Consider the following 15,160-nt stretch of genomic DNA (forward strand, 5'->3'; position numbering starts at 1 on the left):
CTTCCTGTGGACGGAGCTCTCTCCATGGCCCTTCTCGACGCCCCCGTCGCCCCGCGCGACGACGCCGCGGCCCCCCGGCCTCGCGTGCCGGTCTGGCTCGCCGTCGTCGCCGCCTCCTTGCCGATGTTCATGGCCACCCTCGACAACCTGGTGATGACGACCGCGCTGCCGGTCGTCCAGGTCGACCTCGACGCGACGGTCGGGCAGCTGTCGTGGTTCCTCAACGCCTACACGCTGGCCTTCGCGACCTTCATGCTCCCCGCCGCCACGCTCGGTGACCGCCTCGGCCGTCGCCGGGTGATGGTGGCCGGCATCGCGGTCTTCACCCTGGCCTCCATCGCCGCCGCGCTCAGCACCAGCGCGGAGGCCCTCATCGCCGCCCGGGCCGTGCAGGGCCTCGGCGCGGCCGCGATCATGCCGCTGTCCCTGAGCCTGCTCGCCTCGTCGGTGCCGCCGGCCGCCCGCGCGCTGGCCATTGGCGTGTGGGGTGGCGTCTCGGGGCTCGGCGTCGCGCTCGGCCCGGTCGTCGGCGGTGCCGTCGTCGAGGGCGTCAGCTGGCAGGCCATCTTCTGGCTCAACGTGCCCGTCGCGGTCGTCGCCGTCCCGCTGCTCCTCGTGGCGGTGCGGGAGTCGCGCGGCGAGCCGACCCGCCTCGACCCGATCGGCACCCTGCTGATCGGCGGCGCCGTCTTCCTCGGCATCTGGGGCATCGTCCACGGCAACGACGACGGCTGGGGCTCGGCCGCGGTCGTCGCGCCGCTGGTGCTCGCCGCCGTCCTGGTGCCGTCGTACGTCGCCTGGGCCCGGCGACGCGGGGCCGACGCCGTCATGCCCCTGCGGTTGTTCCGGTCGCGCAGCTTCAGCGCCGCCAACGTCGTCGCCCTGGCCTTCACCGCCGGCATGTTCGGGGCGGTCTTCCTGCTCTCGCAGTACCTCCAGGTCGTCGACGGCTACTCCCCCCTCGAGGCCGGCGTGCGCACCCTGCCCTGGACCGCCGCGCCGATGGTCGTGGCGCCGCTGGCCGGGGTGCTCGCCGGGCGTGTCGGCGTCCGACCGCTGCTGGTCGCCGGCCTCGCCGCGCAGACCACCGCGCTCGTCTGGTTCGCCGTGCTGACCGAGGGCGCCGCGTCCTACGGCGCCTTCGTGCCCGCGCTCGCCCTGGCGGGCATCGGCATGGGCCTGTGCTTCGCCCCGGTCTCGACCGCCGTGCTCGACGGCCTGCCGGACGCCGACTTCGCGGTCGCCAGCTCCACCAACTCCACCCTGCGCGAGTTCGGCGTGGCCCTCGGCATCGCGGTCGTCGTCGCGGTCTTCCTCGGCAACGGCGGCCAGATCACCCCCACCGGGTACGACGGCGCCGTCGGCCCGGCCCTGCTGACCGGCGCGGCCGCGGTCGCGGTCGGGCTCGTGGCGGCGTTCTTCCTCCCGCGCCGCGCCCGGGCCTGACCCCGGCTGCCGCTAGCGCGGCAACGCGCTCGCGGCCCAGCCTCCCGGGCCGTGGGGCAGGGTGCGCCGCACCTGGCGGTGCGGCGCACCCCACTCACGTCGGGGGCGCGGCGCCGGCGGCTCGCCGCCGCCCAGCGCGCTGAGCACGGCTACGACCGCCGCGACCTCCTCGGGGGTCGTGTCGGGCGTGATGACGCGCAGCACCGGAGGTGCGGGAGCCTCCTTGGTCACAGCGGGATGTTCCCGTGCTTCTTCGGCGGGAGCGAGGCCCGCTTGGAGCGCAGCAGGCGCAGGGCGCGGACCACCTCGATGCGCGACTCGTGCGGCGAGATCACCGCGTCGACGTACCCGCGCTCGGCGGCGATGTAGGGGTTGGCCAGCGTTGTCTCGTACTCGTCGACCAGCTCGGCGCGCCGGGCCTCGACGTCGCCGCCGTCCTTCTCGACCGCCGCGAGCGTCTTGCGGTGCACGATGTTGGCCGCGCCCTGGGCGCCCATCACCGCGATCTGCGCGGTCGGCCAGGCGACGTTGATGTCGGCGCCCAGGTGCTTGGAGCCCATCACGTCGTAGGCGCCGCCGTAGGCCTTGCGCGTGATGACCGTGACCAGCGGCACGGTGGCCTCGGAGTAGGCGTAGATGAGCTTGGCGCCGCGCCGGATGATGCCGTTCCACTCCTGGTCGGTGCCCGGGAGGAAGCCCGGCACGTCGACGAAGGTCAGCACCGGGATGTTGAAGGCGTCGCAGAACCGCACGAAGCGGGCGGCCTTCTCCGAGGCGTCGATGTCGAGCGTGCCGGCGAACTGCATCGGCTGGTTGGCGACCACGCCCACCGGCCGCCCCTCGACCCGGCCGTAGCCGATGACGAGGTTGGGCGCGAACAGCTCCTGGACCTCGAGGAACTCCTCGTCGTCGAGCACCGCCGTGATGACGTCGTGCATGTCGTAGGGCTGGTTGGCGCCGTCGGGGATGAGCGTGTCGAGCGAGCGGTCGAGGTCGGTGACCTCCATGACCGCCTCCTCGTCGTAGGTCGGCAGCTCGTCGAGGTTGTTCTGCGGCAGGTAGGACAGCAGCGCCTTGACGTACTCCAGCGCGTCCTCCTCGTCGGAGGCCATGTAGTGGGCGTTGCCCGACTTGGTGTTGTGGGTGCGCGCGCCGCCGAGGTCCTCCATCGAGACGTCCTCGCCGGTGACGGTCTTGATGACGTCGGGGCCGGTGATGAACATCGCCGAGGTCTGGTCGACCATCACGGTGAAGTCGGTGACCGCGGGGGAGTAGACGTGGCCGCCCGCGCAGTTGCCCATGATCAGGCTGATCTGCGGGATCACGCCGGAGGCGTGCACGTTGCGGCGGAAGATCTCGCCGTACAGGCCGAGCGAGACGACGCCCTCCTGGATGCGGGCGCCTGCGCCCTCGTTGATGCCGATGATCGGGCAGCCGGTCTTGATGGCGAGGTCCATGACCTTGACGATCTTCTCGCCGTACACCTCGCCCAGGGAGCCGCCGAAGACGGTGAAGTCCTGGCTGAACACGCACACCTGGCGGCCGTCGATGGTGCCGTAGCCCGTGATGACGCCGTCGCCGTACGGGCGGGTCTTCTCGAGCCCGAACGCCGTCGACCGGTGGCGGGCCAGCTCGTCGAGCTCGACGAAGGAGCCCTCGTCGAAGAGCAGCTCGATGCGCTCCCGGGCCGTCTTGCGGCCCTTGGCGTGCTGCTTCTCGACGGCCTTCGCCGAGCCGGCGTGGACGGCCTCGTCGAGTCGTCGCTCGAGGTCGGCCAGCTTGCCGGCCGTGGTGTGCAGGTCGAGGTCGTCGGGGACCTCGGTGCCTTCTCCGGGCTGGGCGCTCAACGGCTCTCCCGCTCTCTTGGGTGACTGTCGGTGCTTGGACAGGGCTGGTCGGTAGGACAGGCTAGTGCTCGTGACCACCGACCAGGCCGGACGCCCACCCCTCGACAAGGCCCGTCTCGGCAGCGACAACCCCGAGCTGATGCCCGACCTGACCGTCGAGGTGGTCGACCAGCTCCCCTCGACCAACGCCGAGGCCGCCGACCGCGCCCGCGCGGGCGCGCCCGACGGCCTGGTCGTCGTGGCCGACCACCAGTCCGCCGGTCGTGGTCGCCTCGACCGCACCTGGGAGACCCCGCCCGGCACCGCGGTCACCTTCTCCCTCATCCTGCGCCCCGAGGTGCCCGTCGCGCGGTGGCCCTGGCTGCCGCTGCTCACCGGGTACGCCGTCGACAAGGCCCTCCAGGCCAGTGGCCTCGAGGCGGGCGTGAAGTGGCCCAACGACGTCCTGGTCGGCGACAAGAAGGTCGCGGGCATCCTGGTCGAGCGGGTGGAGACCCCCGACGGCCCGACGGCGGTCGTCGGCGTCGGCATCAACGTCGGCCTGGGCACCGACGAGCTGCCGGTGCCCACCGCCACCTCCCTCGAGCTCGAGCTCGGCCGCCCCGTCGACCGCACCGACGTGCTGGTCGAGGTGCTCAACACCATCCGCGAGGCCGTCGACGCGTGGGAGATGGGCGGGGAACCGGGCGTCGCGCGGCTCCAGGAGTCGTACGCCGCCGCCTGCGTGACCGTGGGCCGCGACGTCCGCGTCGACCTGCCCGACGGCTCGGCCCTCGAGGGGCGGGCTGTGCAGATCGACGACGTCGGCCGCCTCGTCGTGGAGGCCGGCGGCGCCCGCACGGCGGTCTCCGCGGGTGACGTCGTGCACGTCCGCACGGCGTGACCCTGCCCCCGGGGCCGGACCCCCTGCCGGAGCCCGTGCCGGAGCCCGACGACGCCCCCGCGGCCCTGGCCGAGGGGGAGGAGGCCGTCCGTCCCGAGTGGGGCGACCCGGCCGCCATCGTGCGGGCGATCCTGCGCGAGGAGCCGACGTACTCCGCGGCCGAGGTGGCCGAGGACGCCGGCATCACCCTCGGCCAGGCCCGCCGGCTGTGGCGGGCGCTCGGGTTCCCCGAGGCCGACGGCGCGGCGGTCTACACCGCCTCCGACACCGACGCCATCCGCACCATGGTCGAGGCCATCGACTCCGGCCTGCTCGACTTCGACCTCGCCGTCACCATCACCCGCGCGCTGGGCCAGACCATGGCCCGCCTGGCCGACTGGGAGGTCGGGGCGCTGGTCCACCGGGTCGAGGAGCTGCAGGTCGAGGGCCAGCGCGGCAACGTCACCCAGACCGCCGCCCACCTGCTCGAGGAGCTCGGCGACGGGTTCGAGACGATGATGGTCTACGTCTGGCGGCGCCACCTGGCCGCGGCCGTCTCCCGCATTGTCGCGCTGGGCCAGGCCGACGACCTGCACACCACCCGGCTCACCGTCGGGTTCGCCGACATCGTCAGCTTCACCGCGCTGTCCAACGAGATCTCGCGCGAGCGCATCGGCGACCTCGTCGAGCTCTTCGAGTCGCGCTGCGCCGACGTGGTCGCCACCCAGCGCGGCCGGGTCATCAAGAGCATCGGCGACTCGGTGCTGTTCGTGAACGACGACCCCATCCGGGCCTACGACACCGCCGAGGGCATCATCACCGTCATCGGCCGCGACCCCCGGATGCCCGACGTCCGCGTGGGCCTGGCCACCGGCGACGTCGTCATGCGGGTCGGTGACGTCTTCGGGCCGCCGGTCAACCTCGCCGCGCGGCTCACCGCGGTCGCCCGCCGCAACCGCATCATCATCGACGCCGCCACCGCGGCCCGGCTCCCCGAGGACCAGTTCGAGACCCGGCGGCTGCCCGAGCGGCCGGTGCGGGGCTTCGGGCTCGTCGAGCCCGTCGCCGTACGCCGGCACTGAGGCCACGACCGGCGCCGTGGCCCGGTCTGGACCGCCCGGGGCACATCTGGCCGTTCCGGTCCCCCCGGGAGCGGGGCTTCCTACGGTGAGGGCGTGCTCGAGGTCCAGGGGGTCCGCGTCGACCCGGCGACGCGCCGCGTGTGGGTCGCCGAGGAGGAGGTCGCGTTCTCCCGCAAGGAGTTCGACCTGCTGCACGCCCTGATCTCCCGCGCCGGCCAGGTGGTCTCGCGCGACGACCTGATGCGCGATGTCTGGCAGACCACCTTCTGGACGTCGTCGAAGACCATCGACGTCCACCTCGGCTGGATCCGGCGCAAGCTCGGCGACGACAGCCGCCGCCCCCACCTCATCACCACCCTGCGGGGCAAGGGGCTGCGCTTCGAGACCCAGGCTCCGGTCCGCAGCGGCTGAGGGCCTCCCACTACCGTTGGCCCCGTGAACGCCACGCCGTCCGCCCCTCTCGTCGCGGTCGTCGGCGGGGGCCAGCTCGCACGGATGATGGCCGAGCCGGCCGCCGCGCTCGGCCTGCCCCTGCGCCTCCTCGCCGAGGCCGAGGGCGTCTCGGCCGCCCAGGTCGTCGTCGACCACCTCGTCGGCGACCACACCGACCTCGACGACCTGCGGGCCGTGACCCGCGGCGCGTCGGTGGTCACCTTCGACCACGAGCACGTCCCGACCGAGCACCTGCGCGCCCTCGCCGCCGACGGCGTCGCCGTGCGCCCTGGGCCCGACGCGCTGGTCCACGCCCAGGACAAGGGCGTCATGCGCGAGCGGCTGGCCGCCCTCGACGTGCCCTGCCCGCGCAACGCGATCGTCGCCTCGGCCGCCGACGTCGAGGCGTTCGGGTTCCCCTGCGTGCTCAAGACCACCCGCGGCGGGTACGACGGCAAGGGTGTCTGGTTCGTGCGCGGGGCCGCCGACGTGGCCGAGCCCCTGCGGGCCGTCGCCGAGGGCGCCGAGCGCGGCGTGCGGCTGCTGGCCGAGGAGCTCGTCGACTTCCGCCGCGAGCTCTCGGCGATCGTGGTCCGCTCGCCCAGCGGGCAGGCCGCGGCGTACCCGGTGGTGGCCTCGACCCAGCGCGACGGCATCTGCCACGAGGTCGTCGCCCCGGCACCCGACCTCGACCCCGACCTGGCCACCCAGGCCCAGGAGGTCGCGCTCCGCATCGCCGGCGAGCTCGACGTCACCGGCGTGCTCGCCGTCGAGCTGTTCGAGACCGGTGACGGCCGGATCCTGGTCAACGAGCTCGCGATGCGACCGCACAACACCGGCCACTGGACCCAGGACGGCGCGGTCACCTCCCAGTTCGAGAACCACCTGCGCGCCGTGCTCGACCTGCCGCTCGGCTCGCCCGCGGCCCGTGAGCCGTGGACGGTGATGGTCAACATCCTCGGCGCCCCCGATCGCGACCTCGGCGACGGGAGCGTCCCGGTCGGCCGGCTCTACGACGGCTACCCGCACGCGATGGCCCGCGACCCGCGGCTGCGCGTGCACCTGTACGGCAAGGACCTGCGGCCCGGCCGCAAGGTCGGCCACGTCAACGCCTACGGCGACGACCTCGACGACTGCCTCGAGCGCGCGCGGCACGCCGCCGCGTGGTTCCGGGGCGACCTCGGCGACGAGAGCGAGTGAGCATGAGCGAGCAGCAGGCGACCCGTCCGCGGGTCGGCATCGTGATGGGGTCCGACTCCGACTGGCCGGTGATGCGGCTGGCGGCGGAGGCCCTGGAGGAGTTCGGCGTGCCCCACGAGGCCGACGTCGTCTCGGCGCACCGGATGCCCGAGGAGATGCTGGCCTACGGCAAGGAGGCCGCCGGCCGGGGCCTGTCGGTCGTCATCGCCGGGGCCGGGGGAGCGGCCCACCTGCCCGGCATGCTGGCCGCGGTGACGCCGCTGCCGGTCATCGGCGTGCCGGTGCCGCTGAAGACCCTCGACGGCATGGACTCCCTGCTCTCGATCGTCCAGATGCCGGCCGGCGTGCCGGTGGCCACGGTCGCCATCGGGGGCGCCCGCAACGCCGGGCTGCTCGCCGTGCGCATCCTCGCCGCGACCGACCCCGCGCTGCAGGAGCAGATGACCGCGTTCCAGGCCGAGCTGAAGAGGTCCGCGCAGGACAAGGGCGCGGTCGTGCGCGGGGAGAGCGGTGCCCGCCGGTTCGGCTTCTAGCCGCACCCGCACCCGCGGTCGGTCGGGCCCGGGCGCGGGCAGCCGGACCCGGGGCGGCGGCGACCGGCTCGTCGGCATCGACCTCGCCCGGTGCCTCGCCCTGCTGGGCATGATGGCGACCCACGTGCTCGACGCGCGCACCCCGGGCGGTGACGTCAGCGCCTCGCACTGGCTGGCCAGCGGGCGCGCCTCGGCCCTGTTCGCCGTGCTGGCCGGGGTCTCGATCGCCCTGGTCAGCGGCCGGGGCACGCCGGTGGTCGGCGGGCAGCGGCTGCGGGTCAGCGCGGCGCTGGTCGTGCGTGCCGTGCTCGTCGGCGCCATCGGGCTGCTGCTGGGCACGCTCGACACCGGGATCGCGGTGATCCTCACCTACTACGCGGTGCTCTTCGTGCTGGCCCTGCCCTTCCTCGGGCTCACCGCGCGGCCGCTGCTGGCCGTGGCCGTCGCCTGGGTCGCCGCCGCGCCGGTGGTCTCCCACCTCGCTCGCCCCGAGCTGCCGCCCCGGCAGTTCGACAGTCCCGAGCCCGAGCAGCTGCTCGAGCCCGGCCGCCTGGTCGCCGAGCTGCTGTTCACCGGCTACTACCCGGCCGTGCCCTGGGTGGCCTACCTGCTGCTGGGCCTCGCGATCGGCCGCGCCGACCTCCGCTCGCGCCGGGTGGCGGCTGTGCTCGTGGTCAACGGCGCCGTGGCCGCGGTCGGCGCGACCCTGCTGTCGCGCGCCCTGACCTCGAGCCGGTTCGACTGGACCGAGCTCGACGCGGTCGCGGGCGGCATGTACGGCCAGACCCCCACCGACAACGGCTGGCGCTGGCTGCTCGTCGTCGTGCCGCACTCGACGACGCCGTTCGACCTCGTGCAGACCGGGGGCAGCGCGGCGCTCGTGGTCGGGCTGTGCCTGCTCGTCGCGGGGGCGGCCCGCGACCTCTCGCCCGTGGTCGAGCGAGCCCTGCAGGTCCTGGTCGGCGCCGGCGCCATGACCCTCACGCTCTTCGTCCTGCACGTCGTCATGCGCACCGACGCTGTCTGGCCGCCCGAGGAGCCCTCGACGTACGCCTGGCACGTGCTGGTCGCCCTCTGGATCGGCAGCGTGTACGCCGCCCTCGGCCGCCGCGGCCCCCTCGAGACGGTCGTCGGGTGGCTGCCCGGCAAGATCAGGGGCCGCTCGTCGGGGTGAAAGGTGCCCAGGACGGCCCCGTTCTCTTGATCCGGTCCACTCTGGGTTCCTACGTTCGAGCGGTGCCCCCGGACCTCGAGGCGCTGCTGCGGGCGGTGCCCCTGCGCGTCACCCGACCACGCCTGGCCGTGCTCGGCGCCGTCATGGAGCGCCCGCACGTCGACGCCGACACCGTGACCCGGGTGCTGCGTGCCGAGGACCCGTCAGCGGTCTCGCACCAGGCGGTGTACGACGTGCTGCGGGTGCTGACCGACGCCGGTCTGCTGCGGCGCATCCAGCCCGCCGGGGCCACCGCGCGCTACGAGGCGCGCGTGGGCGACAACCACCACCACGTGGTGTGCCGCACCTGCGGCGCCATCGACGACGTCGACTGCGCCGTCGGCGCCGCGCCCTGCCTCACCGCCCCTGACCACGGGGCCGGCCACGGCTACGTGGTCGACGAGGCGGAGGTCGTCTTCTGGGGCACCTGCCCCGCCTGCACGGCCGCCGAGACCACCACCCCCACCCATACCGACCCGGAAGGTCACCGATGAGCGACAGCCAGGACCACCCCGTCAGCCCCCAGGGCGTCGACGCCAAGGAGGCGGCCGGCTGCCCGGTCAACCCGGACTCCGCCGCCGCCCACGGCAGCGAGAGCGAGAACCCGGTGATCTCCTCGCCGACCCCGGCGACCGGCACCCGGCCGCGCACGGTCAAGGACTGGTGGCCCAACTCGTTGGAGCTCTCGGTGCTGCACGCCCACTCCAGCAAGGGCAACCCGCTGCCCGCCGGCTCCAGCTACGCCGAGAAGTTCGCCGGCCTCGACGTCCAGGCGCTCGTGCGCGACGTCGAGGACGTCCTGACCACCTCCCAGGACTGGTGGCCCGCCGACTTCGGCCACTACGGCGGCCTGATGATCCGGATGAGCTGGCACTCCGCCGGCACCTACCGCATCTACGACGGCCGCGGCGGCGCGGGCGACGGCGGCCAGCGTTTCGCCCCGCTCAACAGCTGGCCCGACAACGCCAACCTCGACAAGGCCCGTCGGCTGCTGTGGCCGGTCAAGCAGAAGTACGGCCAGGCCATCTCCTGGGCCGACCTCATCGTGCTCGCCGGCAACGTCTCGCTGGACTCCATGGGCCTGCCGACGTTCGGCTTCGGGTTCGGCCGCGAGGACGTGTGGGAGCCGGAGGAGATCTTCTGGGGTCCCGAGGACACCTGGCTCGGCGACGAGCGGTACGCCGGGGAGCGCGACCTGCACGAGTCGCTCGGCGCGGTCCAGATGGGGCTGATCTACGTCAACCCCGAGGGCCCCAACGGCAACCCCGACCCCGTCGCCTCGGCCCGCGACATCCGCGAGACCTTCGCCCGGATGGCGATGAACGACGAGGAGACCGTCGCCCTGATCGCCGGCGGCCACACCTTCGGCAAGACCCACGGCGCCGGCGACGCCTCGCTCGTCGGGCCCGAGCCCGAGGGGGCGCCGCTGGAGGAGCAGGGCCTGGGCTGGCGCAGCGAGTTCGGCTCCGGCAAGGGCGCCGACGCCATCACCTCCGGGCTCGAGGTCACCTGGACCCGCACCCCGGTGCAGTGGAGCAACGACTACTTCACCTTCCTCTACGACCACGAGTGGGAGCTCGAGGAGAGCCCCGCCGGCGCCAAGCAGTGGGTCGCCAAGGACGCCGAGGCCGTGGTCCCGGGGCCGACGCCCGACTCGCCCAAGCGTCGCCCCACCATGCTCACCAGCGACCTCGCGCTGCGCTTCGACCCGGCGTACGACAAGATCTCGCTGCGCTTCCGCGACGACCCCGACGCGTTCGCGCTGGCCTTCGCCAAGGCCTGGTACAAGCTGCTGCACCGCGACATGGGTCCGGTCAGCCGCTACCTCGGCCCGTGGGTCGCCGAGCCTCAGCTGTGGCAGGACCCGGTGCCCGCCGTCGACCACGCGCTGGTCACCGACGCCGAGGTCGCCGACCTCAAGCAGCGGGTGCTCGGCTCCGGCCTCACCGTGGCCGAGCTCGTGCAGACGGCGTGGGCCTCGGCGTCGAGCTTCCGCTCCACCGACAAGCGCGGGGGCGCCAACGGCGCCCGGATCGCCCTGGAGCCGCAGCGCGGCTGGGAGGTCAACCAGCCCGAGCAGCTCGAGCGCGTCCTCGGTGTCCTGGAGGGCGTGCGCGCCGACTTCCACGCCGCCGGCGAGGCCCGCATCTCGCTGGCCGACCTCATCGTGCTCGCTGGCTCCGCGGCCGTCGAGCAGGCCGCCCGCGACGGCGGCGTCGAGGTCACCGTGCCCTTCCACCCGGGCCGCACCGACGCCACCCAGGAGCAGACCGACGTCGACTCCTTCCGGGTCCTCGAGCCCCGCGCCGATGCGTTCCGCAACTACCTGCGCCCCGGTGAGAAGACCCAGCCCGAGGTCCTCATGGTCGACCGCGCCTACATGCTCGACCTGACCGCGCCGGAGATGACCGTGCTCATCGGCGGCCTGCGGGTCATCGGCGGCAACGTCGGCGGCGCCACCCACGGCGTGCTCACCGAGCGCCCCGGCGCGTTGACCAACGACTTCTTCGTCAACCTCCTCGCGCCGGGCTCCCGCTGGCGGGCCTCCCAGTCCGAGGAGCACGTGTACGACGTCGTCGACCTCGCCACCGACGAGGTGCGGTTCACCGCCACGGCCGTCGACCTGATCTTCGGCTCGAACTCGCAGCTGCGGGCGCTCTCGGAGGTGTGGGCCAGCGTCGACGCCCGCACGCAGTTCGTGCACGACTTCGTGGCCGCGTGGGTCAAGGTGATGGACAGCGACCGGTTCGACCTGCGCTGAGGTCTTCCGGGGTTGGTGTGGGCGGCCGCGCGCGTAGTCGATCGGGTCTCCGGGTCAAGGACGCTCGCTGCGCTCGCGCCGGCTCCGCCGGCCGCTGCGCGGTCCTTGACCCGGAGCCTCGCCCGATCGACTGACGGCGCGCTTGCCGGCACGGGCTCCGCCCGCGCCGCCGCTGGCGCGGCCGCCCCATCCGTCACACTGATGTCACTCCTGACGCCGATCTCCCACTCCTGGCAGGGAGTTACCGACCAGGGGTGGGAGATCCCCGCCAGGAGTGGTGCGGGCGGGTCAAGTGTGACTGGTGGGGCGGGTGGCCGCGCCAGCGGCGGCGCGCCGAGCTTGCGAGGCGTCGCCGACAGCGCGCAGTCCGGCGGGCTGCGCGAGGCTCGGGGTCAAGGACGGCCGGAGGCCGCCGCGCAGCGGCGCGAGCGCAGCGAGCGTCCTTGACGCCGAGACGCGGCCTGCCACGCGCGCGGGCCACCCGCCCCACCCCGCCCACACCAACCACCCAGAGCAGTCACGCCCGGGTCATCACGTGCTTGACCCGCGAGTAGTCATCGACCGACCGGGTGGACAGCTCGGCGCCGTACCCGGAGGCCCCGAACCCGCCGAAGGGCATCTCGGAGACGGTGGTGAGGTGGTCGTTGACCCAGACGGTGCCGAAGTCGAGTCCGGCGGAGAACGCCTCGGCGCGGCGCAGGCTCGTGGTCCAGACGCTCGCGGCGAGGCCCTGCTCGACGTCGTTGGCGGCCGCGAGCAGCGCGTCGTCGCCGGCGGCGCGCTGGACGGTGACGACGGGACCGAAGACCTCGCGGCGCACGACCTCGGCGTCGGCGGCGACGCCGGTCAGGACCGTGGGGGCGAAGAACCAGCCGGGCCGCTCCAGGCGGTGGCCGCCGACGACGGCCTCGGCGCCGTCGGCCAGCGCGCGGTCGACGAAGCCGGTGACGCGGGCGAGGTGAGCCTCGCTGACCAGCGGGCCGAGGTCGGTGCGCTCGTCGGCGGGGTCGCCGACGCGCAGCCGGCGGACGGCGGCGGCGTAGGCGTCGAGGAAGGCGTCGTGCACCGCGTCGTCGACGAGGACCCGGCAGGCGGCGGTGCAGTCCTGGCCGGCGTTGAGGTAGCCCGCGGGGACGAGGGTGGCGACGGCGTCGTCGAGGTCGGCGTCGGCGCAGACGACGACGGGCGCGTTGCCGCCGAGCTCGAGGTGGACGCGGGTGACGTCGCGGGCGGCGGTGGCGGCCACGGCGCTGCCGGCCTCGGTGCTGCCGGTGAAGGAGACCAGCCGCACGAGCGGGTGGGCCACCAGGGCCTGGCCGACCTCACCGTCACCGAGCACCACCTGGAGCACGTCGCGGGGCAGCACCTGCGCGGCCAGCTCGGCCAGCCGCAGGCTCGACCCGGGGGTCAGCTCCGAGGGCTTGAGCACCGCGGTGTTGCCGGCGGCCAAGGCGGGCCCGACCTTCCAGACCGCCTCGAGCAGCGGGTAGTTCCACGGCGTGATGAGGCCGACCACCCCGAGCGGCTCGCGCACCAGCGTCGAGCGGCGACCGGGGGCGAAGGTGCCCGAGGCGCCGGTGGCCGGGACGCGGGCGGCGCCGGCGAGGAAGCGCAGGTTGTCGACCACGCCCGGCACCTCCTCGCGGGCCGCGGTGATCGGCTTGCCCACCTCGGCGGAGTCGAGCTGCGCGAGATCCTCGGCGTGGGCCTCGACGAGGTCGGCCAGGCCGAGCAGCGCCGCCGCCCGCTCGGCCGGTGTCGTGCGCGACCAGGCCGGGAACGCTGCCGCGGCGCGGCGTACGGCGTCGTCGACGTGCGCGGTCGTCGCGGTCATCAGGAGATGAGCTCGTCGATGCGCGAGTAGGCGCTGGCGTCGCCCCGCAGCACGCGGCTCGGGCGACCCGAGATCGCGACCGGCACGTCACCGGCCACGGTGATGCGACGCATCTCGCGGTAGTGGGTGTCGAAGTCGGCGACGGCGTAGTGCTGGGTGGCGCGGTTGTCCCACATCGCGACGTCGCCGGGCTGCCAGGTCCAGCGCACGGTGTTCTCGAGCTTGGTGATCCGGTTCTGCAGGAGCTGGAACAGCGCGGTCGACTCGGCGGTGTTGAGGCCGGTGAACGACTTCACGAAGTGGCCGAGCACGAAGGCCCGCTCACCGGTCTCGGGGTGCACCCGCACCACGGGGTGCTCGGTCTCGAAGACCTGCGAGACGAAGTCCTCGCGGGAGTAGTTCGCGTCGGGGGCGTCGGACTCCTCGTCCCGCTGGGCGTAGTCGTAGCTGTTGGTGTGCACCGCCCACAGGTCGTCGACGAGGGCGCGCAGGGGAGCGGGGAGCCGGTCGTAGGCGTCGACGGCGTTGGCCCACACCGTCGTCCCGCCGTACGGCGGCAGGGCGATGGCCCGCAGCACGCTGATGGCCGGCACCCGGTCGACGAAGGTGACGTCGGTGTGCCAGGCGTTGGCCGCCATGCCCTTGTCGGCGGTCACCTTGAACACGCGGCCGGAGCCGGTGTTGACGGTCGGGTGGGCGGAGGTGAGGGTCCCGAACGACTGGGCGAAGGCCTCCTGGCCCGCGTCGTCGAGGTGGTGCTGGCCGGAGAAGAACACGACCTTGTGGCGCAGCAGCGCGGCGCGGATCGTCGCGACCGTCTCGGGGGGGAGGTCGGCCCCGAGGCGGACGCCGTCGATGCGGGCGCCGATGCGGCCGCCGACCTGCTGGACGACGACGCCGCTGCCGGTGCGGGGGGCGATGGTCTCGCGCTCGAGGGTGCTGGTCACGGGTGCCTCCAGGGAAAGCGGGGAAGTAAGTCACCTGAGACTATAGAGAAAGAAATCGGATGACCGGCGCCGGTGCCGTCGGGGAGCGAGACCAGTTCTCGTCCGCCGCCATCGACGTGGTCTATGGCCGGGCGATCGAGCGGGCGATCTCCAGCATCGCGACGCCGGCATCGTCGAGGCTGCCGTCGCGCCAGACGAGCTGCACCTCCGCCCGTCGCGGGGGGTCCAGCCGGGCCAGTCGGGCGCCCTGGGCCCCGGCGTCGGCCGCCATGGCCTCGGGCAGCAGGGCCGCTCCCGCCCCGGCCAGCACGAGCGGCACCAGGCTGGCCACGTGCGCGGTCTCGACGGCGAGGTCGACCGCGGCCCCCACGGCCTCGAGGTGCTCCTCGAGGAGCCAGCGCAGCGCGGTGCCGGGCGGGGTGCCCACCAGGCCGTGGCGCAGCAGCTCCGCGGTGTCGGCGACCAGGCCGTGGTGCGGCCCGGTGCCGGGCGGCAGCACGGCCACCAGGTCGAGGGTGACCACGGTCAGCGACGCCAGGGGGTCGCCGGGCGGCGGGCCGGACAGCAGCCCGAAGTCCGCCTCCCCGGCGCGCACCTGCTCGACCACCACCGCGCGGCTCGCCGGGTCGCTGACGCGGAGCCGGACGCGGGGCCGGAGCTGGCGCAGCTCGCCGACCACCCGCACGAGCGGGTCGAGCGCCCAGACGGTGTTGGTGACCACGTGCAGGCGCGCGAACCCGCTCTCGCCCGCCCCGCGCACCGCCACCTCTGCCTGCGCGAACGACCGCAGCGTCCGGCGCGCCGGACCGACGAGCGCCTCGCCGGCGGGCGTGAGGGTCACCCCCCGCCCGTGCCGCTCGAAGAGGGGCTCGCCGAGCTCGCGCTCGAGCGCGCGCACGGCGTACGACAGCGAGGGCTGGGCGATGCTCAGCGCCCGCGCGGCGCCGGTGAACGTGCCGGCCTCGGCGATCGCCAGGAAGAGCTCGAGCTGGCGGCGGTCCAC

Annotated in this window: 14 protein-coding genes; 9 read left to right on the top strand and 5 right to left on the bottom strand. The window is 74.1% G+C overall.

Annotated elements, in window-relative coordinates; genetic code table 11:
* Nucleotides 1-24: 24 nt before the first annotated feature.
* Entirely contained in the window at nt 25-1,446 is a 1,422-nt protein-coding gene (locus FJQ57_RS05440; RefSeq protein ID WP_139978155.1) for an MFS transporter, read from the top strand.
* Nucleotides 1,447-1,458: 12 nt separating this feature from the next.
* Here the strand turns inward: FJQ57_RS05440 and FJQ57_RS05445 are convergent, their stop codons facing one another.
* Nucleotides 1,459-1,677: an acyl-CoA carboxylase epsilon subunit gene (locus tag FJQ57_RS05445; protein WP_139978156.1), complete on the bottom strand. Its 219-nt coding sequence runs from the start codon at nt 1,675-1,677 to the stop codon at nt 1,459-1,461.
* Nucleotides 1,674-3,293 (bottom strand): acyl-CoA carboxylase subunit beta, encoded by a 1,620-nt coding sequence (locus FJQ57_RS05450; protein WP_139978157.1) that lies wholly within the window; start codon nt 3,291-3,293, stop codon nt 1,674-1,676. The genes FJQ57_RS05445 and FJQ57_RS05450 overlap by 4 nt, the downstream gene beginning before the upstream one ends.
* Before the next feature lie 70 nt (nt 3,294-3,363).
* Here FJQ57_RS05450 and FJQ57_RS05455 point away from each other — a divergent pair, with 70 nt between their 5' ends.
* From FJQ57_RS05455 to katG, 8 genes are all read left to right on the top strand, one after another.
* Nucleotides 3,364-4,176, top strand: a complete 813-nt coding sequence (locus FJQ57_RS05455) for a biotin--[acetyl-CoA-carboxylase] ligase (RefSeq protein WP_246081598.1) — start codon at nt 3,364-3,366, stop codon at nt 4,174-4,176.
* Nucleotides 4,173-5,237, top strand: a complete 1,065-nt coding sequence (locus FJQ57_RS05460) for an adenylate/guanylate cyclase domain-containing protein (RefSeq protein WP_246081599.1) — start codon at nt 4,173-4,175, stop codon at nt 5,235-5,237. The genes FJQ57_RS05455 and FJQ57_RS05460 overlap by 4 nt, the downstream gene beginning before the upstream one ends.
* Before the next feature lie 93 nt (nt 5,238-5,330).
* The gene (locus tag FJQ57_RS05465) at nt 5,331-5,648 is read left to right on the top strand and encodes a winged helix-turn-helix domain-containing protein (protein WP_139978158.1); all 318 of its coding nucleotides are present in this window, start codon (nt 5,331-5,333) and stop codon (nt 5,646-5,648) included.
* An 84-nt stretch (nt 5,649-5,732) separates the two neighbouring features.
* Nucleotides 5,733-6,869, top strand: coding sequence for a 5-(carboxyamino)imidazole ribonucleotide synthase (locus FJQ57_RS05470; protein ID WP_246081678.1), 1,137 nt, complete (start codon nt 5,733-5,735; stop codon nt 6,867-6,869).
* Between the two features lie 2 nt (nt 6,870-6,871).
* The gene (gene purE, locus FJQ57_RS05475; protein WP_139978160.1) at nt 6,872-7,402 is read left to right on the top strand and encodes a 5-(carboxyamino)imidazole ribonucleotide mutase; all 531 of its coding nucleotides are present in this window, start codon (nt 6,872-6,874) and stop codon (nt 7,400-7,402) included.
* Nucleotides 7,380-8,576, top strand: coding sequence for a heparan-alpha-glucosaminide N-acetyltransferase domain-containing protein (locus tag FJQ57_RS05480; protein WP_139978161.1), 1,197 nt, complete (start codon nt 7,380-7,382; stop codon nt 8,574-8,576). The genes purE and FJQ57_RS05480 overlap by 23 nt, the downstream gene beginning before the upstream one ends.
* 62 nt (nt 8,577-8,638) lie before the next feature.
* Entirely contained in the window at nt 8,639-9,109 is a 471-nt protein-coding gene (locus FJQ57_RS05485) for a Fur family transcriptional regulator (RefSeq protein WP_139978162.1), read from the top strand.
* Nucleotides 9,106-11,376 (top strand): catalase/peroxidase HPI, encoded by a 2,271-nt coding sequence (gene katG, locus FJQ57_RS05490; protein ID WP_139978163.1) that lies wholly within the window; start codon nt 9,106-9,108, stop codon nt 11,374-11,376. Before FJQ57_RS05485 ends, katG begins: the two co-directional genes overlap by 4 nt.
* Nucleotides 11,377-11,893: 517 nt before the next feature.
* Here the strand turns inward: katG and FJQ57_RS05495 are convergent.
* The 3 genes from FJQ57_RS05495 to FJQ57_RS05505 form a co-directional block, all read right to left on the bottom strand.
* The gene (locus FJQ57_RS05495) at nt 11,894-13,210 is read right to left on the bottom strand and encodes an aldehyde dehydrogenase family protein (RefSeq protein WP_139978164.1); all 1,317 of its coding nucleotides are present in this window, start codon (nt 13,208-13,210) and stop codon (nt 11,894-11,896) included.
* Nucleotides 13,210-14,157 carry a TauD/TfdA dioxygenase family protein gene (locus tag FJQ57_RS05500; RefSeq protein ID WP_139978165.1) on the bottom strand — a complete coding sequence of 316 codons (948 nt, stop codon included), beginning with the start codon at nt 14,155-14,157 and terminating at the stop codon, nt 13,210-13,212. Before FJQ57_RS05500 ends, FJQ57_RS05495 begins: the two co-directional genes overlap by 1 nt.
* Nucleotides 14,158-14,278: 121 nt before the next feature.
* The gene (locus tag FJQ57_RS05505) at nt 14,279-15,160 is read right to left on the bottom strand and encodes a LysR family transcriptional regulator (protein WP_139978166.1); all 882 of its coding nucleotides are present in this window, start codon (nt 15,158-15,160) and stop codon (nt 14,279-14,281) included.

The sequence above is a fragment of the Nocardioides litoris genome (assembly GCF_006346315.1).
Classification (GTDB): Bacteria; Actinomycetota; Actinomycetes; order Propionibacteriales; family Nocardioidaceae; genus Nocardioides; species Nocardioides litoris.

Excerpts from the sequence above, each read along its gene's own strand:
- FJQ57_RS05440 (WP_139978155.1), top strand. The coding sequence starts at position 25 with ATGGCCCTTCTCGACGCCCCCGTCGCCCCGCGCGACGACGCCGCGGCC.
- FJQ57_RS05470 (WP_246081678.1), top strand. The coding sequence starts at position 5,733 with ATGATGGCCGAGCCGGCCGCCGCGCTCGGCCTGCCCCTGCGCCTCCTC.
- purE (WP_139978160.1), top strand. The coding sequence starts at position 6,872 with ATGAGCGAGCAGCAGGCGACCCGTCCGCGGGTCGGCATCGTGATGGGG.
- katG (WP_139978163.1), top strand. The coding sequence starts at position 9,106 with ATGAGCGACAGCCAGGACCACCCCGTCAGCCCCCAGGGCGTCGACGCC.
- FJQ57_RS05495 (WP_139978164.1), bottom strand. The coding sequence starts at position 13,210 with ATGACCGCGACGACCGCGCACGTCGACGACGCCGTACGCCGCGCCGCG.